The organism is Halomonas salinarum (genome assembly GCF_012062845.1).
GTDB lineage: Bacteria > Pseudomonadota > Gammaproteobacteria > Pseudomonadales > Halomonadaceae > Onishia > Onishia salinarum.
This window is the reverse complement of sequence record NZ_WWNB01000001.1, coordinates 187,743-213,255: the sequence shown is the minus strand read 5'-3', so window position 1 is coordinate 213,255 and position 25,513 is coordinate 187,743. Positions and strand designations below refer to the sequence as shown.

The window sequence follows — 25,513 nt, the reverse complement described above, 5'->3', positions numbered from 1 at the left end:
TCAAGCGTATCAGCATGACAGCTATCTTCGATAACGTTAGCGTGGGTTTCCCATTCATCATCAGGAGGCAGCGATGAACCATCCCGAACTGGACATGGACGAGGTGCGCCAATCGCTGCTCGAACAGCGTCGGCAGCTGGTAGAGGAGGGCGAGGCTAGTGCAGATAGTCGTGATACGGTGACGCTTGATCAGACCAGCACCGGGCGATTGACGCGCATGGATGCACTGCAGACACAAGCCATGGCGCAGGCCGCTCAACGTCGTCGCGAGGCAACGATGCGCTTCATCGATCTGGCGCTCACGCGCATTGACGACGAGTGTTTCGGCGAATGCATCGAATGCGGCGAGTACATTTCACCCAAGCGACTGGCGCTGAATTACGCCACCCTAAAATGTATTGATTGCGCCGAGTAGGCCGTAAGCGCGGTTATCGTCACGTTTCATGCCCCTTACTCTGCAGCGACATCATTGTTGGCCGACGCATCGTGTCGCCTGTGGCGGTGCAATAACCGGATGGCAATGATTCAATAGCGCCCTCGATAGCACCTGAAATAAGCATTTCAGTTGGCACTGTTGGGCCAACTCTGCAGGCACGCTGTCTTTTACCCCCTTCAGGATTCTTCTTATGCCTATGCCCCAGCCTTCCAAGCCCGGTGACGAGGAAACGTCACGCACCATGTTGCGCCTACTCGGTGGCTTCGCCGCCCCGGCGATCGTTTATCTGCTGGTCTGGGAGGGAGTGGCGCGCTGGGTGTTGCCCTATGTTGCCCAGAGCAGCCAGGGCGTCATGATTCACGTGTTTAGCGTGCTGATCCCTTGTCTTGGAGTGCTGGCAAGTATCGTCATCACCGGCGTGAAGGCAGGTCGCATGCTCGGTAGCGGGGTAATGGCCGTTGTGTTCCTGGCCCTGTATCTGTCTTCCGGGGTGATGTTCAGCTGGTTGCCGGTCGGGCTCACGCTGGCGGGTATTGCTCTGGCGTGGGGTCTGGCTCGTCTCTGCCCGACCATGAAGCCGGATCTGAGTACCGCCTTCAGTTAGACTCGCGCGATTCGTGCGCGCTGCCGAGGCGCAGGTGTTCTTTCTGTCCGATGCGCGGCGCGAGGTCATTGTTCGTCGCGCACCGCCTCAAGCCCTTCTTCAGAGATAAATCCGTGGGTCTTCGCATGCTCGGCCATGTCGAGACTGGTGCTCGCAAGCACCAGCCGGCAGCCGGTATGGCTGACCTCGTTGGCCAGCTTTTCGATGGCGATGTCGCGTTCCGGGTCGTTATCCACCTTGCGGATGTAGATCGCCAACACCCGCTCGGGGTTCTCCTTGACGATCTGGGTATAGACCTCGGGGTCGTGCTGGCCGCTGTCCCCAATGAGAATGAACGGCAGGTCGACATATAGCGCCAGCATATCGCGGATGACATCCGCCTTGTGATCCTCTGCCTTGCGTGGCCATGGCCGCGACAGGCGTATCCCCCATTCACGCAGAAAGAGAATGGGGCCCGCCGGTATCCGGTTCAGGTTGAAGAACATGTCGAGCATGTCATAGATGCACCAGGGACCGCGCGACACATAGAGCATGGGGCGCTTGCGGTTGCCTTCGACGCCGCCATACAGCGCCCGGTAGAAGGCGGCGACGCCGGGAAAGGCGGTACGCCTATGCGCCTTTTCCATGAACAGCCGATAGAGCATCTTGAGCTTGTTGGCAACGCCTGTGTACATCACCGTGTCGTCGATATCGCTGATCACGATGAGGTCGGTATTGGCAGGGGGAATATAGACCTGGGTGTCTGTGCTGATGGCATCTTTTTCTGATGTCACCTCGAGCGAGGCCGTGTGCCAGAGCCTGTCGGTAGGCAGCGAATGGTTGATGTCGATATGGGCAAAGAAGTAGCCGTCACGGTCCGTCTTGACGGTGGTTTGAGCATCGCCCATGCGCATCACCACCCAGGCATCGCGGACGCCATGCCGAATCACGCGGCGTAGGACATCGATCAGATCTCGAGAGGTACCCCCTTCTTTCCAGCGTCTGCCGGTGCCTGGCTGGCGAAAGACCCGGCCCATGACGAAAGCTTCCTTGTGCGTGCCATAACCGCGATAGGTTTGCACGATGACGCCGCCTCGCCCCTTGTCGCTTTTCATCGGTCGAGTGAAGAGGCGAACCAGTTTCTTCATGAAATGCAGCAATTTAGCGATCAACAGGCGCCTCACTGGAGGGTCAGGAAAAGGACGACGTCTCGGCGGCGGTCACGGTGAATGTGCCCCTTGAACATCAACTCTATGCAGGACGGGGCCGCGAAACAACCCAGGCCCGCTGGCGATGGGGCAGCGGGCCTGGGTTGTTGAAAACAAAGTTGAAAGCAAGTGTCGGCTTACCCAGATCAGGCGGCGAATGGGCCCGACGGTGGAGTGGTGGCGGCAAACCGGGTAGGCTTGCCGGCCTTCGTGCCCCGCTTGGTGGGTCACGACCCGTCACCGCCATAAAAAACCAGGACCGAGCCATGAGTGATCTTCCCAACTGCCCATCATGCGATGCCGACTACACCTACGAAGATGGCGCCATGTTCGTATGCCCTGGCTGCGGCCATGAGTGGGCCAAGGATGCCTCGGCTGATGCCGGCGATGACTCACCGGTCTATCGTGATGCCAATGGCAATCTGCTGGAAGATGGCGACAGCGTCACGGTGATCAAGGATCTCAAGATCAAGGGCTCGTCCTCAGTGGTCAAGGTCGGCACCAAGGTCAAGAACATCCGTCTGATCGATGGCGATCACGACATCGACTGCAAGATCGATGGCATCGGGGCGATGAAGCTCAAGTCCGAGTTCGTCAAGAAAGTCTGACTCCAGAGCCTAGGCCAAAAAAACGGCCGGACCCGCTTGGGTCCGGCCGTTTTTATATCGGCATGGCGTCAAGGGTGCACGCGTGGCGCTGCTTAAAGCTTGACCAGCATCTTGCCGCGGTTGGCGCCTTCGAAGAGCTTCAGGAAGGCATCCGGGGTACGCTCGAGGCCTTCTTCGATGGTCTCTTCGTAGTCGATCTCACCGCTTGCCACCTGCGGGCCGATGGTCTCGATGAACTGAGGATAGTGAGCCCAGTGATCGAAAACGATAAAGCCCTGCATGCGAGCACGGCGAATCAGGATCATGGCGATATTGCTCGGCCCGGCGCTGGGGGTATCCTCGTTATAACGCGCGATCATGCCACAGACAGCAATACGTGCGCCGACCTTCAGGCTGTTCAGTGCCGCTTCAAGGCATATGCCGCCGACGTTCTCGTAGTAGACATCGAAGCCCTCGGGGCAGACCTCGTTAAGGGCCTCGGTCAGTTGGGCGGCGTTCTTGTCCTTGTAGCTGACCGCTTTGACGCCCTTGGACTCGAGCCAGTCGAGCTTTTCCTGAGAGCCTGCGATGCCGACGACGTTGCCACCCTTGGCCTTGGCCAGTTGTACGGCAAGAGAGCCCACCGCGCCGGCGGCACCGCTGACCAGTACGTTGTCACCTTGCTGCATCTCGGCGATACGGTTGAGGCCAGTCCAGGCGGTCATGCCCGGCATGCCGAGCACGCCCAGGTAGGCCTGATCCGGGACGTCGAAATAGGGCAGTGGCTCAAGCTGGTTGCCCGGTAGCTGAGCGATATCTCGCCAGCCCGCCATGTGGCGCACCTTGGTGCCGACCGGGAAGGCGGGGTCGAGTGATTCGATGATTTCACCCACTGCCGCCCCCTCGAGCGGTGCATTGAGCTCGAAGGGGTCAATGTAGGTCGTCACGCCACTCATGCGACCGCGCATATAGGGGTCCACGGAGAGCCAGGTGTTGCGCACCCGGACCTCGCCGTTCGACAGTGCCGGCAGCTCGGTCTCGTGCAGTTCGAAAAGCTCGCGCGCTGGGGTGCCTTGGGGATGATCATTGATGGTGAAGTAACGGCTTTGCATGGGCTGTCTCCTTGAAAGGTGATCCTTGAGAGGTGATAAGCGTTCAGTCAAAGCTTATGCCCGGCGAGGGCCGGAAATGCCTCCATATTAGTGCAAGCCAGAAATATCTATCCAATGCATGTAGCTTAATCATGATATGTGTTTAGCTAATATCGCCAGCCCTTGAAGCACGGGGCCTCGCCCCCATGCCGTAGGGAATATTCATGCATCTCGCCGACCTTGCTCGCCACGACCTCAATGCGCTGGTCACCCTGCATGCACTGCTTGATTCACGCAGTGTGTCCAGAGCCGCCGAGCGACTCAACCTCAGCCAGCCGGCCGTGTCGCGGACACTTGCCAAGTTGCGTCAGGCCTTCGACGATCCATTGTTCGTGCGCACCCACCGTGGCTTGCGGCCCACGGCCCGGGCCGAGGAGCTGGGCCCGCCGTTGGCGAGGCTACTGCAGGAACTGGGGGCGCTGCTGGCGCCGCCGACCTTCGACCCGGCCAGCACTAGCCGACGTTTCAGTCTGGCCAGCACCGACTATGGCATGCACGCCTTCCTGGCACCCCAGTGGCGGACGCTCAAGCAAGAAGCACCGCACCTGCGCCTGGAAATCGAGAGTTATCGCGGCAATATCGAACGCCAGCTCGACGAGGGTGGTCCGGAGCTTGCAATCAGCGTGCCCGGCGAACGGGTGCCGGCGAGCGTGCATGGCCGCGAGATCGGCGCTGATCGTTTCGTGTGCGTGATGCGCGAGGATCATCCTCTGGTCGCGAAGGCGACGCTTGGCCTGGACGATTTCCTGGCGGCGGATCATCAGCTGGTCAGCATGGGCGGCGACGACCGCGGTGCGGTGGACCTGGCACTGGAGCGAGAGGGATTGACGCGTCGGGTGAGCCTGCGCCAGCCGCATTTCCTGGCGAGTTTCTCCACCACCCAGCACAGCGATCTGCTGCTGTGCGTGCCGGGCTGCCTGGCGGCCAGCGTGATCGATCACTGGCCGCTCGCGGTGCGCTCGCTGCCCGTTGAGGTGCCGGCGTTTTCTTACTGGCTGGTCTGGCACGAGCGCCACCACGCCGATGCCGGTCATGCCTGGCTGCGCGAGCGGCTCTTCCATGGCCTGGCGGCGCGCCACCACATGCTTAGCGAGCGTCTCGTCTCATGCAGCTGAATGTGACCGCGCGTGCCGAAATACCCTGCCTATGTGGCTCAACGCTAGACCCAACGCCCACTGTTAAGGACATACCATGATCAAGCACATCGTACTCTGGACCCTGCACGAGCAGGCCGAGGGACGCACCAAGGCTGACAATGCCGCCGAGGCCAAGCGCCTGCTGGAGGCGCTGAATGGACGCATCGAGGGCCTGCTTGGCCTGGAGGTGGGCATCGACCTGCTGCACACGGATAGTTCGGCGGATCTCTCGCTGGTCGCGGAATTTGCCTCGCTCGAGGCCCTGGAGGCCTATCAGCAGCATCCCGAGCATAAGGCGCTGATGCCCTTCATGGCCGCCATCCGCCGTGATCGGCGGGTCATCGACTACGCGGCGTGAGCGGGCGCTCATTCCGTTCAGCGTGCCGGGTCGACGAGGCCGTTGAGGGAGGCGTTACGGCGGAACCAGCCGGCGATGCTGGCCCTGGGTAACCGGGTCGGCAATACCTCGTGGGGCACCGTATCGGATAGAAAACACACGAAGGTTCCGGCTTCGGGACGGATACGCGCAAGTTCGCGCTCGGGTGTTGCCGGATCGAAGATGGCCATCTCGCCGCCGCCGTCATCGGGCCAGTCAGGGTTCAGGTAGAGCACCGTCGAGATTACCCGGTTGGCGCGACCGCGAAAGCTGTCGACGTGCTTCTGATAGAAACTGCCTGGCGGGTACTGAGCGAAATGCGCCTCGAATTCGAAGAGCCCCAGATAGAGCTCGATGTTCAGCGCATGCTGCAGGGTGTCCATGGCGGCAAGGTACTGGCGCTGGGGCAGGCTCTCCCGGTTCAGCCAGTGGATGGCATCGCCGCGAATATCACGGCGAAGTTCGTGGGCCTCGCCGCGGCCGATGCCGGCAGCGCTCAGAGCATCCCGCTCGGCGAGGTCATTGAGTTCGCGTTGCAGAGTGAGGCATAGAGCGGGGTCGATGAGGCCTTGAGCCACGCACCAGCCATGCTCGACCAGGTCATCAACGAGGCCTGTCAGGGCGGTCGTGTCGAGCAGGGGAGTATCGGACATCATGGCGTACTCAGACGACGTTCGGGCCGGTAGCATAGCTCGCCCGGCGGTCGCTCGAACAGGTTGATGGGCATCGCGAAGCCCTCCGCCAGCAGCTCTACCAGCATCATTGCCGACAGACCCCAGATCACATGGTCATCGTCCTGAGGCGTATCCGCCGCCCCGCGAGCGGGGGAGGAGCCAGGCATCCGCTGATGGGGCACCCGGTAACTCGGGACATAGTAGTCGCGGCCCTCGACCCTGATCACATCGGTATGGGTGCGCCTGTCGTCGAGGAAATGGGTCAGTGGTACTTCGAAGATGGCGTCCAGCTCGCCGAGTTCGGGGACGAGCGGCAGGTCGGCGGGAATCATCCCCACATAGGGCGTGACACGAAGACCGTGCAGGGAGATGACGTCGCTGAGTCGCCCCAGCAGTTGGACGCGCTCAGGAGGAAGGGCGATTTCTTCCTCGGCCTCGCGCAGGGCGGTGGCCAAGAGATCGTCATCGCCGTGTTCCCATTTGCCTCCGGGGAAGGCCACCTGGCCGCCATGCTGTTTGAGATGATTGGCGCGGCGGGTGAACAGCAGCGTTGGTTCCGGGCGATCCACGATCGGCAGCAATACGGCGGCACGCGGCAGCTTGAGCGCCAGACGTTGCGGGACATGTGCTTGCAGGCGATCGCGAAGTTTCTCTAACATGGGTCTTCCACAGGGTTTCCTTCCTTGTAACCAGCCCCCGTCAAAGCGTCAAGTGGGCATCCCACAGGCCGCGTGAGGACCGTCATGAATTTCTGCAGCCAGTGCGGGCAAAATGTCCGTTTTGCCATTCCCGAAGGTGATGATCGCCCGCGTTTCTTATGCGATGACTGCGGCACCATTCACTACCAGAATCCGCGCATTGTCGCCGGTACGCTCGCCATCAGTGGCAACAAGGTGCTCCTGTGCCGTCGCGCCATCGCCCCACGTAAAGGCTACTGGACGCTGCCGGCAGGCTTCATGGAAAACGCCGAGACCACCGTCGAGGCCGCGGCCCGGGAAACGCGCGAGGAAGCCTGTGCCGAAGTCGACATTCATGACCTCTACACCCTGATCAATCTGCCGCACATCGATCAGGTCTTCATGATCTTCCGCGCTGATCTGAAAGGCAGCTTCGAGGCGGGCCCCGAAAGTCTTGAGGTGGCGCTCTTCGATGAGCATGAAGTGCCCTGGGACGAGCTGGCCTTCCCGACCATCGAGCGCACCCTTCAGCACTTCTTCCGCGATCGGGGCGACGCGCATTTCCCGCTGCATATTAGCGACATTACCCCCGAAGATCGTGAACGCTACTTCGGGAGTGCTTGACGAGGCCCGGCGCCTGGCGCCGAGCCTCTCCTCACCAGATGCCCCCGCCGGAAAGATGCCTTCCTAGCCTGGCCAGTGCAGCAGCAAGGCGATGACCGCGAAGTGTGCGGGGTACCAGGCGAGCCACAGCCGTCGAGGCATCGGATATCGCACTCGTGACACCCAGCGCCATGCCCCGGCGGCCAGCAGCACCATGGTAAGGCTGGTCGCGACGGTAAAGGATTTGGCCATTTCGGAACTGTTCATCAGGCCGGCATTGAGAAGCACCGGAAGCGTTGCTGCCGCGCCTGCAAGACTTGTCAAACGGCCCGCTGATAAGCCGCCAAGCTGTGAGAACGCCAGCATGTAAAGCGGGATCATGGCAAGGCCGAGATGACCGTATTCGACCCAGTCGCCAAGCACCCACCATGCCAGACTCAGCATGACCAGGTTCGCGACCGCAAGCCCAGTGTTCACCGATACCGGTTGACTCTGACGGGATGGGCCATCATGGCTATTCGGATGCCGGAAAGCCACGCCTCGAAACCCTTGCTCTTGATACAGCATGTTGCGAAGCAGGATGCCGGCGGCAAGCCCAGCGGCCAGGGTGAAGCAGATATTCAACTGGAAGCCATCACGCGGCATGGTCATGTAGGGCAGTTGGGCAACCAGGCCGATGATCAGGATGCGCTTCGCGTAACGCAGCGGGTTGCGCGTATTGAAGAGGCCATGCCAGGCCACCATGGCCGAGAACAGCGGGAAGGCGATGCGACCGATTGACGAGCTGGCCCATCCGGCGTCCCAACCATCAGGCAGCAGGTAGCGAGTGATGTGGTCCACGGTCATGGTAATCAGGGCAAGCCACTGGCCCCAGCCGGTCCAATGAGACATTTTCGCCTTGTCGGAAGGCGGGCGTCGGGCCGTACGCTGATCACTTGCAAGTCGACTTGAGCGCTCAGGCACGATGACGCTCATCATTGAAGACGGCCATCATCTCGCTGCGTACATCGTCGACCCAGGCGCAGGGTTTCATGTAGACCCATGCGCTGTGCTGTTGGCCCTTGTCGTCGCTTATCGTCAAACGTCGGCGGCGATAGCCGTCGTGGTCATTGACACGCTCCAGGCTATCGAGGGCATCGAGGGTTTGGCTATCGACCCGGTAGAGCTCACCCGCGACGAGGTAACCCTTGCCTTTGGCTTCGACCAGCACCGGTCTCATGTCATCGCCATGCAGTACCAGCGGGTAGGCATCACAGGTCGTGCCGTGATCGATGAACTCGGCATTATTGAGATGGTCGGCATGGTTCACGAACCCGAATTTCAGCGTGCCATAGACGAACATCAGATGAGACATGGTGGCTCCTCCTTTCGCGCGGCGGGCTTATACCGGGTGCCTTTGTGCTTGCTCAATGCCTGCTCAATACGACGTCCGTCAAATATTACGCCTGTCACCTGCCTGCCCCCAACTGTAGCTTCTAAACGATAGTCAGTTTGGTGCGCCGAACTATAGTCAGCGAACTACCCTGTATGGCAGGCGTTAGGTATCGAGCCTGCCCCTGTTCGGACGACTCGCAAATCACCAGCTATCTGCGTGAATTGCCCAAGGGCCGCGCTGTTGACCGGCACATATTGCCTGAACATCTGCTCGAGCATTCATGTAAAGGCCCGCCCGGGGGATTCGGGGGGCCTGGTTGAAGGAGGGGCTTACTGGGCGGTGGTCGTGTCGGCCTCGCTCGTGGTGGGCGCCTGCATCTCGGTGGCCTTTTCGTCGATTTCCTCCATGCTCTGGCTGGCGGCTTCGCTAGTGGCTTCACCTGAATCTTTCTCGGGTTCGAGCATGTCCTGCTGGGCCTCCTGCAGGCTCTCGTCGCCGGAGGGACCGCTGGTCACCGGTTCCAGTACCAGGGTGATGGGCCCCTGCTCGGCGTCGGGACCGATCTCGACGGTGTGGCGTTGCTTGGTGCTCCAGTGCAGGTTGCCGTCGCCATCATGCAGGGTCGCCTGCAGGATGTGAGCGTGGCTTGCGGTCACGGCTGAGGCGTCATAGTCGAGGGCAAACTCGACGGGTTCACCGTTCTTGGGAGTCACCGTGGTCTCAGTAATCACGGTGGGGTCATTCGCCTCGGCGACGTCCTTCAGGCTCACCGTTACCTCGGCCTCTTCCGGCAGTGGGGTCTCGGTAGCTGAGAATTCCAGCTTGCCCTGCAGTGTCTGGCTGGCCTGCTGCTCGGTCTGGCTTGACGCTCCGTTCTGGGCGGCCTGCTCGGTCTGGCTTGACGCCTCGTTCTGGGTGGCCTGCTCGGTGTCGTCCCCGTTGTCGCAGCCGGCCAGGACCAGGGTGCCCGTGAGGGCAGCCGCAATGAAAAGATGACGTTTCAGTTTCATGGTCGTTCTCCTTCAGCACATTGTCTTTGTGGAAGTGCCGATCGCGTTATTGGCGACCGCGTGACCATGACCCTAGCAAGGCAATGCGCAGGAAGGGTGAAACCTGCTGTCGCCTGTCCGCGACGCTTGTGTCGCTGGCGGGTGTTGGAAAATCATGTGATCTGCTGTTGTCGCGTCGGGGGCCGGGCCGACTCTTCGGCGGTTGCCCGTCTTGGGCTCGTCAGTCTGAGCGATGCCCGGCGCGCAGCAGGCGCAGGCCGTTGGCCACGACCAGCAGGCTGGCGCCCATGTCCGCGAATACCGCCATCCACAGCGTTGCATGGCCGGTAAACGCCAGCACCATGAAGATCGCCTTGAGGCCGAGAGCGATGGCGATGTTCTGGATCAGCACGGCCCGGGTCGCGCCTGACAGGCGCAGGAAAGTGGGCAGCTTGCCCAGGTCGTCATCCATCAGCGCCACATCGGCGGTCTCGATGGCCACGTCGCTACCGGCCGCTCCCATGGCGAAGCCGATGTCCGCACGCGCCAGCGCCGGGGCATCGTTGATGCCGTCGCCGACCATGCCGGTCACGCCGCTGCTCGTGCAGGCTTCGATGGCGGCCAGCTTGTCCTCGGGCAGCAGCTCGCCTCGGGCTTCGTCGATGCCGGCCTCGGCGGCGATGGCGGCGACCGCCTGGCGATTGTCACCGGATAGCATCAGGGTGCGAACCCCGAGTCGGTTCAGGGCCCGGATGGCTTCGAAACTGGTCGGTCTCACTGGGTCCTGAACCACGAATAGTGCCAGCACGCGGGTCGCGTCACCGAGCATCACCACGCTTGCCCCTTGACGTTCCAGGGTTTCTAGACGTTCTTCGAGAGCGTCGCTTTCAAGGCCATGGCGATGCAACAGCCGCCGGTTGCCGAGCCACAGCGCCGAGCCTTTTAACTCGCCTTCCACCCCCATCCCCGGGCGTTCCTGGAAGGCCCCGATATCCTCCTCGCCGGCGTCGCTTGCGAGTTCATCATGGATGGCACGGGAAACCGGGTGCGTCGAGCGTGCGGTGAGGCTTGCCGCCTGGTGTGCCAGCCGTGCGCGGTCTGCTTCATCAAGCGGGTCACTAAGGTCTTCCTTCAAGGCGGACCAGGTCGTCAGGCGAGGGCGACCTTGAGTGATGGTGCCGGTCTTGTCGAGTGCCAGCCAGGAGAGCTTGCGGCCCTGCTCGAGAAAGCGCCCGCCCTTGATCAGGATGCCCTGGCGGGCGGCGGCGGACAGTCCGCTGACGATGGTCACGGGCGTGGAAATCACCAGCGCACAGGGACAGGCAATCACCAGCAGCACCAGGGCCCTATAGATGCCGTCGAGCCAGGTGCCCTGCACTGAGGTGAAGCCCCCAAGGAGTGGCCAGGCCAGGGCGGTGAGCAGGGCGAGCGCCAGTACAGCGGGGGTGTAGATAGCGGCGAAACGATCAATGAAGCGTTGAGTGGGCGCGCGACTGGCCTGGGCCTCTTCCACGGCGTGGATGATGCGCGCCAGGGTGGTGTCATCGGCCGGCCGGGTGGTGCGGTAATCGAAGTCGCCATGGCAATTGATGGTGCCGGCGAAGACCGCCTCGCCAGGTCCCTTGTCGCGGGGCAGGCTCTCGCCGGTGATCGGTGATTCATCCAGCGTCGGCTGGCCGCGAATGATGGCACCGTCTAGGGGTAGGCGCTCGCCGGGCAGGACGCGCACCACATCACCCACGGCGACGGTTGCGGCGGCCACTGTCTCCCAGTCGCCATTCGGGGCCTGACGTCGCGCGTTATCGGGCGCGGTATCCAGCAGTTCGCGGATGGCACGACGCGCACGATCGAGCGAGTGGGCCTCGATGCGTTCGGCCAGGGTGAAAAGCACCATCACCATGGCAGCCTCGGACCAGTGGCCGATCAGTAGGGCGCCGGTTACCGCCACGCTCATCAAGGCGTTGATGTTGAGGCTGCGATGGCGCAGCGCGACCCAGCCCTTGCGCCAGGTGGGGAGGCCGACCAGACCAATCGCGGCCAGCGCCAGCAGCGGCGAGAGCCAGGTCGCGGCGAGTATATCGGTCCAGCCGATAAACTCTGCCCCCAGCGCCAGGGCAGTGGCGCTTAGCAGCTTGCCCCAGCGCACGGCAAAGGAGTCGGCAGCGGTTGCCGAGTCATCTTCGCTGTCGGTGTCGATTCCCTCGGCATCAAGTGGCTTGGGTGTCATGCCCAGATCACGAACGCGTGCCGCCAGGTTGTCGGGGTCAGCATCGTGATGATGAATGCTCAGTACCCGGCCCATCAGGTCGAATTCCAGGGCGGCTACCCCGGGCGCGTCGGCCAACGCCTTGCGCAGCAGGGCTTCCTCGGTGGGGCAGTCCATTTCCTGAATACGCAGGCGCAGCGTCATGCTGCCGGGCGGTGCGCTCTGGGCTTTTGTGTCGCGTTGGTGCTGTCTCGACTGGGCACCGCAGCAGCCGCCAGCAGCACGAGCAGGTTCATGGTGTTGTCCCTGCTCGTTTACGTGATCACCGGACATCGTGAACTCCTTGGGTCATGGCTTGTGCCATGACAAGCCCTATAGTCAGTATAGGGTCAACACCTAAGACAGGCCCTTTTACTCAAGACTCTCGGGAGAACGCGGCGATGAAAATCGGTGAACTGGCGAAGCGCAGCGGCTGTCGCGTCGTCACCATCCGCTATTATGAACGCGAGGGACTGCTGCCGGCGCCTGCGCGCAGTGCTGGCAACTACAGGCTCTATGGCGAAGCCCATGCCGAACGGCTGGCCTTCATCCGCCATTGTCGCGTGCTGGATATGACGCAGGACGAGATACGCGCACTGCTGGATTACCACGACCACCCTGAGCGGCCCTGCCAGGACGTCGACGACCTGATCGATGCACACCTCGCCCACGTGGCGGACCGCATTGCACAGCTACAGAGCCTCGAACGCTCGCTTGTGGACTTGCGGACGCGCTGTCAGGGCCAGCGATTTGCCAGCGAGTGCGGCATTCTCAAGGAACTTGCTCGGCCCCTGGAAGGAGCGACAGGCCAGGTGTCTGGCGAAGAGGGTGGCCATGTACCCGGGGCGCATCCTCGACTTTAACGTTGTCATCGCGGCAGTCACGTCTCTTCAAACGCCACCGACCCCGACATCGTCGCGGGGTCGGTGGCGTTTGGGCAGTCGTGGCGATTTACGCCCGATAGCGACGTTTAGGGCGTGGCTCGGAAGTATGATAGGCCAACAAAAATAGACACCGCCGAGAGGTAAAAGTGCACATTTTGTCGCATATGGGCTCATTATGTTCGTATTCAGTGCCAGATCCGGTCTGACCTCGTGAGATGTTTTAAAGAGTTTGCCAACCAAGGAAAGCTGAAATGAAAAAAACAATATTGGTAACAAGCATCACCCTGGCACTAATGGCGTCTGCTTCTCAGGCTTGGTCAGATGTCCGGACCCTGAAGTTTCACAGTGGGCTGGCGGAATCGCGCCCCGAGGCAGCCTCAATAAAGCGTTTCTCCGAGCTGGTCGATGAGTATTCCGACGGCCAGTTGCAGGTCGACGTCTATCATGCAGGCTCGCTCGGCCTGAAAGAGGCCGATATGCTGCGCATCATGCAGCGCGGCATGGTCGACATGGCGCTGATGTACGGAGAATATTACAACCGTGATGCCCCGGAAATGGCCTCTGTTTATGCACAAGGGGCGATCACCGATGCGGAGCAGCATCTTGAGATCTTGCCCACCCTGCGTGAGCTGTATCGCGAGGGCTATGCTGACTGGGACATTCACACGATCGGTGGTGTCGTCGCCCCGGTGTTTGATGTGGGGCTGCATTGCAAGGAGCCAATCAACAGCCTTGAGGGGCTGCGCGATAAGAAGGTACGCGTCTGGTCGGGTCACCTCGTCGAAACCTTTGATCGCCTCGGTATCTCGGCCCAGGTGATTCCTCAGAATGATATGTATCTGGCCCTGCAGACTGGCGTAGTGGACTGTGCCTATTATCTGTCGACTGTTGCACAGACAGTTTCCCTTCAGGAAGTGACCGACTACGAAGCTTACCTCCACCCCTGGGCCGCTTCACCTTGGATGTTCGGGGTCAGCGACCGCACCTGGGAAAGCCTGGATGAGCAACAGCAGCAGGTCTTAACCCGGGCTGGCAATGAAATTTGGCAAGAGACCCGCGATCGAGCAGTGGATCCTGAGCGCGAGGCCAAGGCACGAGAGGAACGCAAGGCAATGGGCATCACGATGCTGCCGGCGTTCTCGGACGAGGATGTACAGACCTTCGTGGATGCAGCCTGGGAAGCCTGGCACGAGATGGCCAGTAAAGCTGGCGATGATGGTATTCGCTACTACGAAACCGTCACCAGTGAACTCCAGGATGATTCCCAATAAGTCATAATTGAGAGAGGCCTGTAATGAAAGTCTTGTCTACTTTGCTGGACAGACTGGTATACGGGGTATTCCTGATAGGCGTATGTGGAGGGATCTTCATGACCGGCCTCGTGCTGGTCAGTACTCTGATGAGATATCTGGCCGGAAGCCCCATCGGGTTTTCCGATGAGCTTTCCGGTCTGCTGTTTCTCTCCCTTTCGTTCCTGTCGCTTCCCCACGTGTTGAATACCAGTCAGCACATTCGCATCGATCTTCTGGTGCGTACGCTTTCCCACCGGCTGGCCGTGGCGGCCGATATTTTCGCCAATGCGATCTTCATCGCCTTCGCCACCACCTTCGCCTACCAGGCATGGGACTTCATGATGTTTTCTTTTCAGATCGGCTCGCGTTCCGAGATTAGCGGGGTCCTGCTTTGGCCCTGGATGGCACTGATGCCGATGTCGATGTTGATGTGCATCTTGATCGTTGTGAGAAACGGGCTGCGTAGTCTTGCTGGCTCTGCCGATGAATCATCCGGGGAGGGCTTGTCATGAGTTGGGCGATTTTAAGCGCAGGCTTGCTGGTATTTCTAGGCAGCGGTGCCGTACTGGGCGCGGCGCTGGGGCTGACCGGTTTCATTCTGCTGCACTTCCAGGCCGGAGGGGCGTCGGCGCTGGCGATCAACTCGGCCTGGAACCTGCTGACCGAATTCACTCTCAGTGCTGTGCCGCTATTCATCTTTCTCGGTGACATATTGTTGGCCAGCGGCGTTTCGACCCGGGTTTACAATGGTTTGACGCCGCTTTTCCGGCGGATTCCCGGTCAGTTGCTGCATACCAACATTGCCGTCTGCACGCTCTTTGGTGCGGTAAGCGGTTCCAGCACCTCTACTGCGGCAGCGATCGGCTCTGTTGGTTACCCTGAGCTTAGCAAGCGAGGTTACTCCCCCAGCATGATTGTCGGCACGTTGGCTGCGGGTGGCACACTGGGGTTGCTGATTCCCCCTAGCTTGGCGCTACTCATCTATGGGGCGACCCAGAATGTTTCGATCGGCAAGCTGTTCATAGCAGGCATGCTGCCTGGCTTGATGATTGCTACGTCATTCTTTGGCTGGATCATGGTGCGTTCGAGTTTTGGTTCTGCGGTCGCACCGCCGCGTGAGGAGAAGATGGACTGGGGGGCAGTGGGGCGTGGCCTGCTAGAGGTCTGGCCCCTACCGATCCTGATTTTCTTTGTGCTCGGCACCATCTACATGGGAATCGCAACGCCCACCGAGGCGGCAGCCCTTGGGGTAACGGCCAGCATCGTGCTTGGTTTGACCTGGGGTGATCTTGATCTCAAGAAGCTATGGGGAGCATTCAAGCATGCGTCGATAATGTTTGGAGCTATCGCCATGATCTTGATCGGCACCGTGATTTTGTCCCAGGCGGTTAGCCTGCTCGGGATGCCCAGGGCCGCAGTCGATGCCATCTCTGGTCTGGGGCTGGATCGCTACGGCATCCTGCTTCTGATCGTGCTTGTCTATCTGCTGCTTGGTTGTTTCTTCGACGGGATATCCCTGCTGCTGATGACCCTACCCATTACCTTCCCGATGGTAACCAGCCTGGGTTTCGATCCCGTCTGGTTCGGCATCATCGTGACGTTGTTGATGGAAATCGGCATGATCACGCCACCAGTGGGGCTCAACCTGTTCGTTCTTTGCTCGATCACCCATAATAAAGTGTCCTTGCCTGAAGCTGCCTGGGCTTCGCTGCCCTATTGGGTGATTCTGTTGGGTGCCGTGGGCGTCTTCACGGCATTTCCGAATCTGATCCTTTGGCTACCCAATCTTTTATAGGCCATAGATGCACAATACTCGGCGGCGACGCCGAGTATTGTACTATTGGTGGCGCAGCCATCTTCGTATGCCGGTATTGGTGTGGAGTTGCCCTTTGCTTAGACGTTTCATGGCAGTTAATGCAAGGAGCGTATGTAAGGGCTTTCATCACCTCTTAACAAGGTCCGGTTGGGATTATAAAGACCGCCGGTAAAAACATCATGGTGAAAAGTGCTAGATTTGAAAGCCTTCTAATTAGCAAGAACAGAGCCTTCATTAACGCTCTAGCTAGTGAAGATCCGATAATTCGAAGAAAAAAGGCTGCCTTCATACTTTTTGAGCATTTCTCCTTGATGGCCTTTACGGGGGCTGTGGATGCTCTGGTAACTGCCAATTTAGTCAAGTCGAACGTGAGGTATGAAGTTTCGGTTTTCAGCGATGGCGGTCACAAGGTTCTTAGTGATATAGGAATCGAAGTCGCTGTAAATTATGCTCTGGAAGATCTAGATGAGGGAGAGTTTGATTACCTCATACTCTGCGGCGGGTATCGCCTCGAAATGCACTCCTTCCATTCTCTTAGAGCTAAATTGAAAGCCGCAAGCCATGCCGGGTGTCTGCTGGGAGGGTTGTGGAATGGTGCATACTTCATTGCCGAGGCCGGTTTGCTGGACGGATACGAATGTGCGTTCCACCCCGATGGGCGAAGCATGATGTCGGAAGAGTTTCCTGAGGTTGTAGTCTCTCATCGGAGCTGTGTTGTGGATCGCGATCGGGCAAGCTGTGCCGGTGCCAATAGCTCGCTGGACATGATGTTGTTGATCATCCGTCAGGACTGTGAGGGTGTCTATATCAATGCCATTGAGGAAGTCTTGAGTTGTGACAAAATGTCGGAAGTCATTGATACGTCTGTCATGAGCATCGATCGCGACCTCAGCCTTCCTCAGGCACTCAAGGATGCGTTAGAGCTAATGAGTAATAACATTGATGAGCCCTTGTCGATCGAAGAGATGGCGACTTGGATCGGGATTTCGAGGCGTCAGTTGGAGCGCTTATTCAACTGTTGCCTTGAAGCAACACCGTCACGGTATTATTTGGAGTTGCGGCTAACTCAAGCCCGACAGTTATTGCAACATACGAATAAAAGTCTCACCTATATTGCCGTCGCGACGGGTTTTGTTAATATCTCCCACTTCAGGCGCTGCTTTAGTCGGCTGTTCGGTATATCACCAACGCGCTTTCGTAAGGCAACCCACCTTCATGACTGAAAACGGTCGCTAATAATAGGCTTTTTATAAAATTCAGGAAAATATCGGTGTGTAAATATGATATTTGATCATCAATAACGCTTTATTAAGCGAGAATATACTTGAGCTGTCGCCATGCTATAGCGTTAAGGCGTCTTCCAAGCTTAAACGCCAACGGCCCCGATATCCTCGGGGCCGTTGTTCATGCGCGGCAAGACACGAGTCTTGCGCGTTGAGGCTTACTTCGAGCCGAAGTAGTCGCTGTAGATTTCTTCGTAGGTACCGTTGTCCTTCAAGGTGGAGAGCGCCTCATTGAAGGCCTGGGCCAGTTCTTCATCGCGCTGGCGGAAGGCAATGCCGAAGCCGTCACCGAAGTATTCCTTGGGCTCGGTGATCATCTCGCCAATCACCTTGTAGTCGCCGGCATTGCTGTCGATCAGCGTGGCCTTGCCGACCGGGAAGTCGAGGAAGACGATATCCAGACGGCCCGCGTCCATGTCCAGCACCATATCGTCGGCGGTGGCATAGCGGTTGATATCAGCCACGTCACCGAAGTTGTCGGTGACGTAGTTGTCCTGCAGGGTACCGCGCTGGACGCCGATGGTGCTGCCTTCCAGGGTCTGCGGAGCGGGCGCTTGGATATCGCTCGAAACCGGGGCGAACCAGGCGGAGGGCGGCGTGAAGTAGGGGTCGGAGAACAGCACTTGCTTGCGGCGGTCTTCGTTGATAGTCATGGACGACATGATGGCGTCGTACTTGCGCGCCATCAGGCCCGGGATGATGCCATCCCAGCCCTGCACGACCCACTCGCACTGGATGCCGACTTCGGCGCACAGCGCGTTGCCAAGCTCAATGTCGAAGCCGGTCAGCTCGCCATCGGGCGTGCGGAATTCCATCGGTTCGTAGGGGACATCGACGCCGATGCGGATGTCGCGTACGTCAGCGTTGGCGCTACCGGCGAAGAGGGTGGCGCCGATCAGGCCGATGCCGAGGACTGTCTGGATCTTCATGGAGGATATCTCCGTTATTGTAGTGAATCACCTTGTGGGTGATGTCCGCCGCCAAGATAGCGCACCCCGGGGACGGTCGGAAGGGGAAAGCAGGGGCAATACTGCCCTGCTTTCCAACGCTTGTTTGACGCTAAGCCGTTATTGTCTCGATGGTTTGAGATGCGCCAGGAGGCGCTTCTCGAGATAGCGGAACAGGTAGAGGATGCTGAAGGTGAGGCACAAATAGATGGCCGCGACGAACAGGAAGGCGTCGAAGGGCGCGTAGTAACGCGCATAGACGAAGCGTGCCGCACCGGTCAGGTCCATGATCGTGACCACGCTGGCGATCGCGCTGGCATGCAGCATGAAGATCACCTCGTTGCCGTAGGCGGGCAGGGCACGACGGAAGGCGCTGGGCAGCACGATGCGCCGCATCATCAGCCACCAGGACATGCCGTAGGCGCGGGCCGCCTCGATCTCGCCGCGGGCGGTGGACTTGATGGCGCCGCGGAAGATCTCGGTGGTGTAGGCCGCGGTGTTCAGGGTGAAGGCGATCAGCGCGGGCACGAAGGGCTTCTCGAGGATCACCCATAGCCAGGTGTCCTGAATGCCCTCGATGAACACCACGCCGTAGTAGATCAGGTAAAGCTGAACCAGCAGTGGCGTGCCGCGGAAGACATAGCAGTAGAAGAAGATCGGCAGCTGGATCCAGCGGTGCTTCGAGCCGCGGCCGATGGCCAGCGGCACCGCCAGCACCAGGCCGATGATCAGGGACAGGAACACCAGTTGGACGGTGGTGGTCAGGCCTTCTCCGTAATAGGAGAGTGTCTGCAGGGTGAAGATGTCGTTGTTGGCCAGCAGCCCCTCGATCCAGGTCGTGAGCGATTCCATCAGTTGGTCTCCCCAAAGCCGACGTCATAGTGTTTCTGTAGCCGTGCAAAGCCCCATTCGGAGGCGCTGGCAATCAGCAGGTAGATGCCGGCAACGATCAGCATGAAGGTGAAGGGCTCGCGGGTCGCCTTGGAGGCCTCGGCCGCCACACGCACCATGTCGGATAGGCCGATCACCGAGACCAGGGCGGTGGTCTTGAGCAGTACCATCCAGTTGTTCGACAGGCCCGGCAGGGCGTGGCGCATCATCTGTGGGAAGCGGATGCGCCGGAACACCAGCCAGTTGCTCATGCCATAGGCGCGGCCGGCCTCGATCTGGCCGTTATCCACCGCCATGAAGGCGCCGCGAAAGGTCTCGCCCATGTAGGCGCCGAAGATCAGGCCGATGGTCAGCACCCCGGCCACGAACTCGTTGACGTTGATGAAGATGTCGATATCGAACTGATAGTAGAGCCAGTCGGTGACCTGGTTGATACCAATCTGCCCGCCGAAGAACAGCAGCATCATCAGCACGAGGTCCGGCACGCCGCGGATGATGGTGGTGTAGAGGGTGCCAATGCGGCGTAGCGCCCAGCTGCGTGACATCTTGGCGCTGGCGGTTAGCAACCCCAGCACCAGCGCGAGGATCAGTGACAATATCCCCAACTGGATGGTGATCATGGCGCCTTCGAAAAGGCGCGGGCCGTAGCCATGCAGGTCGATCATGTGAGTCTCCTTGTTCCGCGGCGGCGCATCAGTGCTTGGGCGCCAGGAACTGCTTGAGGCGCTCGGACTTGGGGTTGCCGAGCACTTCATCCGGCGGCCCGGCTTCTTCGACCTGCCCCTGGTGCAGATAGATCACCTCGGTGGAGACATCACGGGCGAAGGCCATCTCGTGGGTGACCACGATCATGGTGCGGCCTTCCTTGGCGAGGTCGCGCATGACCTTGAGCACGTCACCGACCAGCTCCGGATCCAGCGCCGAGGTGGGCTCGTCGAACAGCATCACCTCCGGGTCCATGGCCAGCGCCCGGGCGATGGCGCCACGCTGTTGCTGTCCGCCGGACATCTGGGCCGGATAGTAGTCGGCACGCTCGGCCAGGCCGACGCGTTCGAGGAGTTCACGAGCATGGGCGACGGCATCCTTGCGGGATTTGCCAAGCACATGGATCGGCGCCTCGATAATGTTCTCGAGTAGCGTCATGTGGGCCCAGAGGTTGAAGCTCTGGAAGACCATCGACAGCTTGGCACGCATGGCCACGACCTGTTTCCAGTCGGCCGGCTCGCGCCCATGCTTGGTCATCTTGAAACGGATGTCCTCGCCGTGGACGATCAAATCGCCCTCGTTGGGTTGCTCAAGCAGGTTCATGCAGCGCAGGAAGGTGCTCTTGCCTGAACCAGAGGCACCGATCAGGGTGATGACGTCACCTTTCTCGGCCTTGAGCGACAGGCCCTTCAACACTTCGGTGTCACCGAAGCGTTTCTTGATGTTGCGTACTTCCAGGGGAATAGGCGTAGCGGCCATGGATTCGAGCTCCAGTGCAGGGGGCCTCATGCCGGGGTGACGGCAGGGCAGGAAGTCAGCGTGGCTGGCGCGAAAAGGGGGCGATTCTATCAGCCTGGGAACGGGCTGGCAGAGGAGATATAAGGCCTTGGGCTACGACTTTTGTCTAGGGTGTAAGAGTAGGGCGACATGGAGGTTTCCTCTAACTTGTTGTTGTAATGGACGTAATTCTATTAAGCCTGTTTCATACGACTGTTTTTTCTCGTGGGTAATTGCCACGGGTATCTCGATATCATGAAGCGTCTAGCCGCTTCAGTCTGGAGGCGGCACCTCGACGACCAGTAGGGCTGCCCGAGCGCCGATTTCGACATGAGCGTTGGGGAAGACCACTCGCTGCGGGTGTTGTCCCACTACATAATCGCCGGCCTCGGCGTCCCGGGCGAGCCGCTCACCTGGCGCGAATTCACAGAAGTTCGGTGTGGCGTCGTCGAAGCAGAGAGCAAAGTCGTCGGACTCGCGCATGAGCTCATGCTCGACACGAAAGAAGCTCATGCTCTCGGCGGGTGATCCCGGGGGCTCATGACCCTCGACCAGCGCTTCGAGCAGGGCGCGCATGGGGCGCAGGGCGGCCAGGTCATTCTCGCCGAAAGGCGCGACGCGACCGAGTTCCAGCGTGAATGCCTGAGCGCGGTGATAATGACGCGAGTAATGCGAGAAGGTCCAGCTATGGCAGTGCTGGTGGAGCACCGCCTGGATGCCGGCGCGAGCCAGCCATTGCCATTGTGTCGATGGCGTCGCGATGGACTCGGTGTAGGGCTCCACGGCGAAGCGCGGAAAGCGGCTGTCGCGGATCGCGGTATGCAGGTCGTAGTGCAAGGGCGGCAGTGTCGCGTGACGGGCGAAGAAATCATCCGCCGCTGCCATCAATGCGCGGGCCCGATCCGGTTCCTCGCCAGGCGTGTCCAGGTCGCGCTGGAACAGCCGGTTCAAGTTGGTGGTAATGAAGCGCTTGCCGGCCCGCAGTGCAGGTGGGTTGCCGATCAGCAAAAGTACCGGTGCGCCCAGGCGAATAAGCCCGGCCTCGAGCCGAGATAGCAGGTCGCCAATGAGTTCCACCGGTGCCGTTTCGTTACCGTGCACCGCCGCCGAGAACACGCAAGCCCGGGCGCCGGGAAGCGTCTCGTTGGGGCTGAGTTCCAGGATGCCGGGGCCGTGCAGCCGGTAGTGGCCGAAGGGCAGCCGGCCATGACTGTGTTCTGGTGTGACATCATCGAGGAGTTGATCGAGCCAGTTATCCAGCATGCAGATACCCAGGTTGGCGAGCATGGCTGTCAATGATGTGAGTATGCCGGGCCAAAGGCGGGCAGTGGCCGGCGAAACGCGCCGCTTGAAACTCCATCATCGAGACGCCTGCTTGTCGGATTGTTGTCATGAACGGTCGTCGCAAGACGATCAATGAACCCACCTTCCGAATCCGTTGCCTTGCCGACAAGGCTAGACGTCGAGCTGATGAAAATGCCTGGTGCGATAGTGAAAAGGGCCCGCAGCTTGCCAGGTGTTGTCAGCGGCGTGGGCAGGCGTCGCCCTGTTCGACCTTGATGAGCTCGTCGATGGCAAAGTCGAGTTCGCCCGCGCGTTCCACCAACGCCTGGTAGGTGTCGGGGGCAAGGGTTGGGGTGCGGGCGAGTATCCACAGATAATCGCGGTTGGGGCCGGCGACCAGCGCATGCTGATAGTCAGTGTCGAGTTCCAGCACGTTATAGCCGCCATAGAAGGGGCCAAAGAAGCTGACCTTGAGACGGGCCACGCTCGGTTCATCGATGAAGTAGGCCTTGCCCTCGGCGACATTTGGTTCGCCAGTCTCGAGGTTCACGCCGGCGTTGATCACCTTCACCCCGCCGTCATCGCGCATGGAGTAGTCGGCGGTGACGCAGTCGAGCCCTTCTTCGAAGCTGTGATCGAGACGTGCGATCTCATACCAGCGCCCCAGGTAGCGGTCCAGATTGAAGTCGTCGACGGCCTGGGTGCCCTCGGGGATGCCGGTGCAGCCGGCGAGCAGCCCAGAGGCGACGAGGGGCAGGGCGACGGCGAGCTGGCGACGCGAGGGCCGACGAGTCAGATCATGAAGCGGCATGGCGGCTCCTGGGCAGTAGGTAATGAATTTTCATCATAAGCGATTCATGATGTGACGCCAGAGCCGCCGGATACCTGGGTCGTATCGTATCAGCCGGCGGCGATACGCTCGGCAATTGCCTGGCCAAGTGTCTGTGTCGACCCGGTGCCTTTAAGGTCCGGGGTCAGGACGCGGGTACCCCCCTCAGCTAGAACCGCCTCGAAGGCAGCGACGATGGCATCGGCAGCTTCCTTGTAGCCCAGATGTTCGAGCATCATGGCGCCGGACCATATCTGACCGATAGGGTTGGCGATGTGCTTGCCGGCGATATCCGGCGCACTGCCGTGCACGGGTTCGAACAGACTCGGGAAATTGCCCTCAGGGTTGATATTGGCAGAAGGCGCCACGCCGATGGTGCCGGTACAGGCCGGCCCCAGATCGGAGAGGATGTCGCCGAAGAGGTTGCTGGCCACCACCACATCGAACCAGTCCGGGTGCAGCACGAAGTTGGCGGTCAGGATGTCGATGTGGAACTGATCGACCGCGACCTTGGGGTAGTGCTTGGCCATCGCCGCCACACGCGTATCCCACCAGGGCATGGTGATGGCGATGCCGTTGGACTTGGTCGCCGAGGTCAGCTTTTTTCTGGGACGCGTGGCGGCAAGGTCGAAGGCGTACTTGAGCACGCGATCGACGCCGGTGCGGGTCATTACCGTCTCCTGAATCACTACTTCACGATCGGTGCCCTCGAACATGGTGCCGCCAACGCTTGAATATTCACCCTCGGTGTTCTCGCGCACGACATAAAAGTCGATATCACCCGGGACGCGGCCGGCCAGCGGGCTCTCGATGCCGGGCAGCAGGCGGCAGGGGCGCAGGTTGACGTACTGATCGAACTCGCGGCGAAACTTGAGCAGTGAGCCCCACAGCGAGATGTGGTCGGGGACCTTGTCCGGCCAGCCGATGGCGCCATAGAAGATGGCGTCGAACTGGGCGAGAGTGGCGTGCCAGTCATCCGGCAGCATCTGGCCGTGCTCGAGGTAGTAGTCGCAGCTAGCGAAGTCGAAAGGCTCGAGCGAGAGCGTGATGTCAAAGCGCTCGGCGGCGGCCTCGAGGGCGCGCACGCCCTCGGGCATGACTTCAGTACCGATGCCGTCACCGGCGAGAACCGCGATGCGATGTGTCATGGTCACTCCTTGTGAGTTGTCGGGCTGCTGGCAGTCTACCCCTGGATGCCTGCTGAAGGGCGCTGACTCGACGAAGGGGGAAGGGGCATAGGTGCGAGTGGGCTTGCATGGGGTGTATGATCTCGCCGTCGCGTGACGTCTGGGTTTCCTGGCAGTATCGCCTATCTTAAGGGAGGCAAGCTCTGCTGGGGCCGGCGGCCGACGTAACCAGGAAACGCTGACGAGGGAGTCCATGGCGTGAATGTGCTGATGTTCACCAACACTTACTGTCCGATCGTGGGCGGGGTCAGTGAGTCTGTTCAGCGTCTGAAAACACGGCTGCAAGCTGAGGGGCATCAGGTATTGGTGGTCGCCCCCAAATTGACCGGGCAGCCGGAAGATGAAGACGATGTGGTGCGCGTCGCTGCTGTCCAGCATTTCAACGGCAGTGACTTCTCACTGCCGGTGCCGATTCCCGGTCAGCTCTATGAGGCCATCGAGGCCTTCGACCCCGACATCGTGCACTCGCACCACCCCTTCCTGCTCGGCGATACCGCGGCTCGGGCCGCTGAGACCTACGGGCTACCGCTGGTGTTCACCCATCACACCCTCTACGAGCACTACACTCACTACGTGCCCGGCGACTCGCCGCGCATGCAGCGTTTTGCGGTGGCCTTGTCCACCCAGTACACGCGGCTTTGCGAAGCGGTGATCGCGCCCAGCGAGAGTATCCGTGAGCTGCTCTTCGCGCGGGATGCCAACCCGAATGTCTGGGTGGTGCCTAGTGGTGTTGATACTCGGCGCTTTGCCCAAGGTGATGGTGCTGCGCTGCGTCTGGCGCTCGGCATTCCGCAGGACGCCTATGTGGTGGGACATGTCGGCAGGCTCGCCAGGGAGAAAAACCTGCCCTTTCTCATCGAGGCGGTGGCACGAATGCTTGAGCAACTGCCCGAGGCCCACTGCCTGGTGGTCGGTGATGGCGACGCGCGCGCGGCGATGGAAGGCGTTGCCGAGCGCATGGGTGTGGCCTCACGGCTGCATTTCAGTGGTCGCCTGCAGGGACAGGCGCTGATTGATGCCTACCATGCCATGGACGTATTCGGTTTCGCCTCCCATAGCGAAACTCAGGGAATGGTGGTCGTCGAAGCCATGGCCGCCGGTTTGCCGGTCGTGGCCATCACTGCCCCTGGGGTACGCGAGGTGCTCAAGGATGGTCACAATGGCAGGCTTCTGCCCGGTGATGATCGCGAAGCCATGGCCGATGCCATGATAGAGCTTGCCCGGCCCGATTGCCGAGAGGCGATGGCCAAGGGCGCGCTTGCTACCGCCAAGGCCTTCGATGAAACCGCCTGCGCCCGTCGTTGCCTGGAGGTCTATCGTGGCGCGATCGCCGTGGGTGGCCCCTTCAGTCATGCCGATGATGGCACCTGGGATCGGGTGCGCAGCCGCTTGGGTGCCGAGTGGTACATGCTCTGTCACCGTGGGCGGATACTGCGCTCCATTCTTCAGGAGGAGTGGGAGCATGCCGAATGGCAGCCGCTGATCGGCCGCAGCCAGGAGGACGACGAGCCAGAGTCGAAGGAAGTGACGCCCAAGTAACGCCTGACGCCTGATGAATGCACGGCGCATGGCGAGGCA

The 25,513-nt window shown here is 60.4% G+C and carries 27 protein-coding genes; 12 read left to right on the top strand and 15 right to left on the bottom strand.

Annotated features, from left to right (window positions below; genetic code table 11):
* Nucleotides 1–73 precede the first annotated feature (73 nt).
* Both HF027_RS00945 and HF027_RS00940 read left to right on the top strand, forming a co-directional pair.
* Nucleotides 74–415 carry a TraR/DksA family transcriptional regulator gene (locus HF027_RS00945; protein ID WP_168012008.1) on the top strand — a complete coding sequence of 114 codons (342 nt, stop codon included), beginning with the start codon at nt 74–76 and terminating at the stop codon, nt 413–415.
* Between the two features lie 211 nt (nt 416–626).
* On the top strand, nt 627–1,040 hold the full coding sequence (locus HF027_RS00940; RefSeq protein WP_168012006.1) for a hypothetical protein: 414 nt from the start codon (nt 627–629) through the stop codon (nt 1,038–1,040).
* 65 nt (nt 1,041–1,105) lie between these two features.
* On the opposite strand, the gene HF027_RS00935 is transcribed toward HF027_RS00940, so the two are convergent.
* Nucleotides 1,106–2,191, bottom strand: coding sequence for an App1 family protein phosphatidate phosphatase (locus tag HF027_RS00935; protein ID WP_342448691.1), 1,086 nt, complete (start codon nt 2,189–2,191; stop codon nt 1,106–1,108).
* A gap of 302 nt (nt 2,192–2,493) precedes the next feature.
* Between HF027_RS00935 and HF027_RS00930 the strand changes: the two genes are divergently transcribed.
* A complete protein-coding gene (locus HF027_RS00930) occupies nt 2,494–2,835 on the top strand; it encodes a zinc ribbon domain-containing protein YjdM (protein ID WP_168012004.1) in 342 nt (113 codons plus the stop codon).
* A gap of 92 nt (nt 2,836–2,927) precedes the next feature.
* On the opposite strand, the gene HF027_RS00925 is transcribed toward HF027_RS00930, so the two are convergent.
* Nucleotides 2,928–3,926, bottom strand: a complete 999-nt coding sequence (locus HF027_RS00925) for an NADP-dependent oxidoreductase (RefSeq protein WP_168012002.1) — start codon at nt 3,924–3,926, stop codon at nt 2,928–2,930.
* A gap of 203 nt (nt 3,927–4,129) precedes the next feature.
* On the opposite strand from HF027_RS00925, the gene HF027_RS00920 reads away from it, so the two are divergent.
* A complete protein-coding gene (locus HF027_RS00920; protein WP_168012000.1) occupies nt 4,130–5,080 on the top strand; it encodes a LysR family transcriptional regulator in 951 nt (316 codons plus the stop codon).
* Nucleotides 5,081–5,156: 76 nt separating this feature from the next.
* On the top strand, nt 5,157–5,459 hold the full coding sequence (locus tag HF027_RS00915) for a Dabb family protein (RefSeq protein ID WP_168011998.1): 303 nt from the start codon (nt 5,157–5,159) through the stop codon (nt 5,457–5,459).
* A gap of 17 nt (nt 5,460–5,476) precedes the next feature.
* On the opposite strand, the gene HF027_RS00910 is transcribed toward HF027_RS00915, so the two are convergent.
* Nucleotides 5,477–6,130 carry a 2OG-Fe(II) oxygenase gene (locus HF027_RS00910; protein WP_209316374.1) on the bottom strand — a complete coding sequence of 218 codons (654 nt, stop codon included), beginning with the start codon at nt 6,128–6,130 and terminating at the stop codon, nt 5,477–5,479.
* Nucleotides 6,130–6,810 carry a CoA pyrophosphatase gene (locus HF027_RS00905; RefSeq protein WP_168011994.1) on the bottom strand — a complete coding sequence of 227 codons (681 nt, stop codon included), beginning with the start codon at nt 6,808–6,810 and terminating at the stop codon, nt 6,130–6,132. Before HF027_RS00905 ends, HF027_RS00910 begins: the two co-directional genes overlap by 1 nt.
* An 84-nt stretch (nt 6,811–6,894) precedes the next feature.
* On the opposite strand from HF027_RS00905, the gene HF027_RS00900 reads away from it, so the two are divergent.
* Complete coding sequence (locus HF027_RS00900; protein WP_168011992.1) at nt 6,895–7,452, top strand: NUDIX hydrolase; 558 nt, start codon at nt 6,895–6,897, stop codon at nt 7,450–7,452.
* Nucleotides 7,453–7,515: 63 nt separating this feature from the next.
* Here the strand turns inward: HF027_RS00900 and HF027_RS00895 are convergent, their stop codons facing one another.
* The 4 genes from HF027_RS00895 to HF027_RS00880 all read right to left on the bottom strand — a co-directional run bounded on the left by HF027_RS00895 (nt 7,516) and on the right by HF027_RS00880 (nt 12,334).
* The gene (locus HF027_RS00895) at nt 7,516–8,322 is read right to left on the bottom strand and encodes a TraX family protein (protein ID WP_168011990.1); all 807 of its coding nucleotides are present in this window, start codon (nt 8,320–8,322) and stop codon (nt 7,516–7,518) included.
* 64 nt (nt 8,323–8,386) lie between these two features.
* Nucleotides 8,387–8,785 carry a gamma-glutamylcyclotransferase family protein gene (locus tag HF027_RS00890; protein WP_168011988.1) on the bottom strand — a complete coding sequence of 133 codons (399 nt, stop codon included), beginning with the start codon at nt 8,783–8,785 and terminating at the stop codon, nt 8,387–8,389.
* Nucleotides 8,786–9,135: 350 nt separating this feature from the next.
* Nucleotides 9,136–9,816, bottom strand: coding sequence for a YbaY family lipoprotein (locus tag HF027_RS00885; protein ID WP_168011986.1), 681 nt, complete (start codon nt 9,814–9,816; stop codon nt 9,136–9,138).
* Between the two features lie 220 nt (nt 9,817–10,036).
* A complete protein-coding gene (locus HF027_RS00880; RefSeq protein ID WP_168011984.1) occupies nt 10,037–12,334 on the bottom strand; it encodes a heavy metal translocating P-type ATPase in 2,298 nt (765 codons plus the stop codon).
* A gap of 107 nt (nt 12,335–12,441) precedes the next feature.
* Here HF027_RS00880 and cadR point away from each other — a divergent pair, with 107 nt between their 5' ends.
* The 5 genes from cadR (at nt 12,442) to HF027_RS00855 (ending at nt 17,255) form a co-directional block, all read left to right on the top strand.
* Nucleotides 12,442–12,903, top strand: a complete 462-nt coding sequence (gene cadR, locus HF027_RS00875) for a Cd(II)/Pb(II)-responsive transcriptional regulator (RefSeq protein WP_168011982.1) — start codon at nt 12,442–12,444, stop codon at nt 12,901–12,903.
* A gap of 272 nt (nt 12,904–13,175) precedes the next feature.
* Nucleotides 13,176–14,195: a TRAP transporter substrate-binding protein gene (locus HF027_RS00870; RefSeq protein ID WP_168011980.1), complete on the top strand. Its 1,020-nt coding sequence runs from the start codon at nt 13,176–13,178 to the stop codon at nt 14,193–14,195.
* Nucleotides 14,196–14,293: 98 nt separating this feature from the next.
* Entirely contained in the window at nt 14,294–14,728 is a 435-nt protein-coding gene (locus tag HF027_RS00865) for a TRAP transporter small permease (protein ID WP_245184391.1), read from the top strand.
* Nucleotides 14,725–16,011 carry a TRAP transporter large permease gene (locus HF027_RS00860; RefSeq protein ID WP_168011976.1) on the top strand — a complete coding sequence of 429 codons (1,287 nt, stop codon included), beginning with the start codon at nt 14,725–14,727 and terminating at the stop codon, nt 16,009–16,011. Before HF027_RS00865 ends, HF027_RS00860 begins: the two co-directional genes overlap by 4 nt.
* A 200-nt stretch (nt 16,012–16,211) precedes the next feature.
* Nucleotides 16,212–17,255: a GlxA family transcriptional regulator gene (locus HF027_RS00855; RefSeq protein WP_168011974.1), complete on the top strand. Its 1,044-nt coding sequence runs from the start codon at nt 16,212–16,214 to the stop codon at nt 17,253–17,255.
* 218 nt (nt 17,256–17,473) lie between these two features.
* On the opposite strand, the gene HF027_RS00850 is transcribed toward HF027_RS00855, so the two are convergent.
* The 7 genes from HF027_RS00850 to HF027_RS00820 form a co-directional block, all read right to left on the bottom strand.
* Nucleotides 17,474–18,244, bottom strand: coding sequence for a transporter substrate-binding domain-containing protein (locus HF027_RS00850; protein WP_425338647.1), 771 nt, complete (start codon nt 18,242–18,244; stop codon nt 17,474–17,476).
* Nucleotides 18,245–18,382: 138 nt separating this feature from the next.
* Complete coding sequence (locus tag HF027_RS00845; protein ID WP_168011972.1) at nt 18,383–19,114, bottom strand: ABC transporter permease; 732 nt, start codon at nt 19,112–19,114, stop codon at nt 18,383–18,385.
* Nucleotides 19,114–19,818: an ABC transporter permease gene (locus HF027_RS00840; protein ID WP_168011970.1), complete on the bottom strand. Its 705-nt coding sequence runs from the start codon at nt 19,816–19,818 to the stop codon at nt 19,114–19,116. The genes HF027_RS00845 and HF027_RS00840 overlap by 1 nt, the downstream gene beginning before the upstream one ends.
* 28 nt (nt 19,819–19,846) lie before the next feature.
* Entirely contained in the window at nt 19,847–20,617 is a 771-nt protein-coding gene (locus HF027_RS00835; protein WP_168011968.1) for an ABC transporter ATP-binding protein, read from the bottom strand.
* 291 nt (nt 20,618–20,908) lie between these two features.
* Nucleotides 20,909–21,898, bottom strand: a complete 990-nt coding sequence (locus HF027_RS00830) for a succinylglutamate desuccinylase (protein WP_168012254.1) — start codon at nt 21,896–21,898, stop codon at nt 20,909–20,911.
* Nucleotides 21,899–22,157: 259 nt separating this feature from the next.
* Complete coding sequence (locus HF027_RS00825) at nt 22,158–22,730, bottom strand: lipocalin family protein (protein WP_168011967.1); 573 nt, start codon at nt 22,728–22,730, stop codon at nt 22,158–22,160.
* An 89-nt stretch (nt 22,731–22,819) separates the two neighbouring features.
* Nucleotides 22,820–23,896, bottom strand: coding sequence for a tartrate dehydrogenase (locus HF027_RS00820; RefSeq protein WP_280730162.1), 1,077 nt, complete (start codon nt 23,894–23,896; stop codon nt 22,820–22,822).
* A 237-nt stretch (nt 23,897–24,133) separates the two neighbouring features.
* Between HF027_RS00820 and HF027_RS00815 the strand changes: the two genes are divergently transcribed.
* The gene (locus HF027_RS00815; protein ID WP_245184389.1) at nt 24,134–25,474 is read left to right on the top strand and encodes a glycosyltransferase; all 1,341 of its coding nucleotides are present in this window, start codon (nt 24,134–24,136) and stop codon (nt 25,472–25,474) included.
* Nucleotides 25,475–25,513 lie beyond the last annotated feature (39 nt).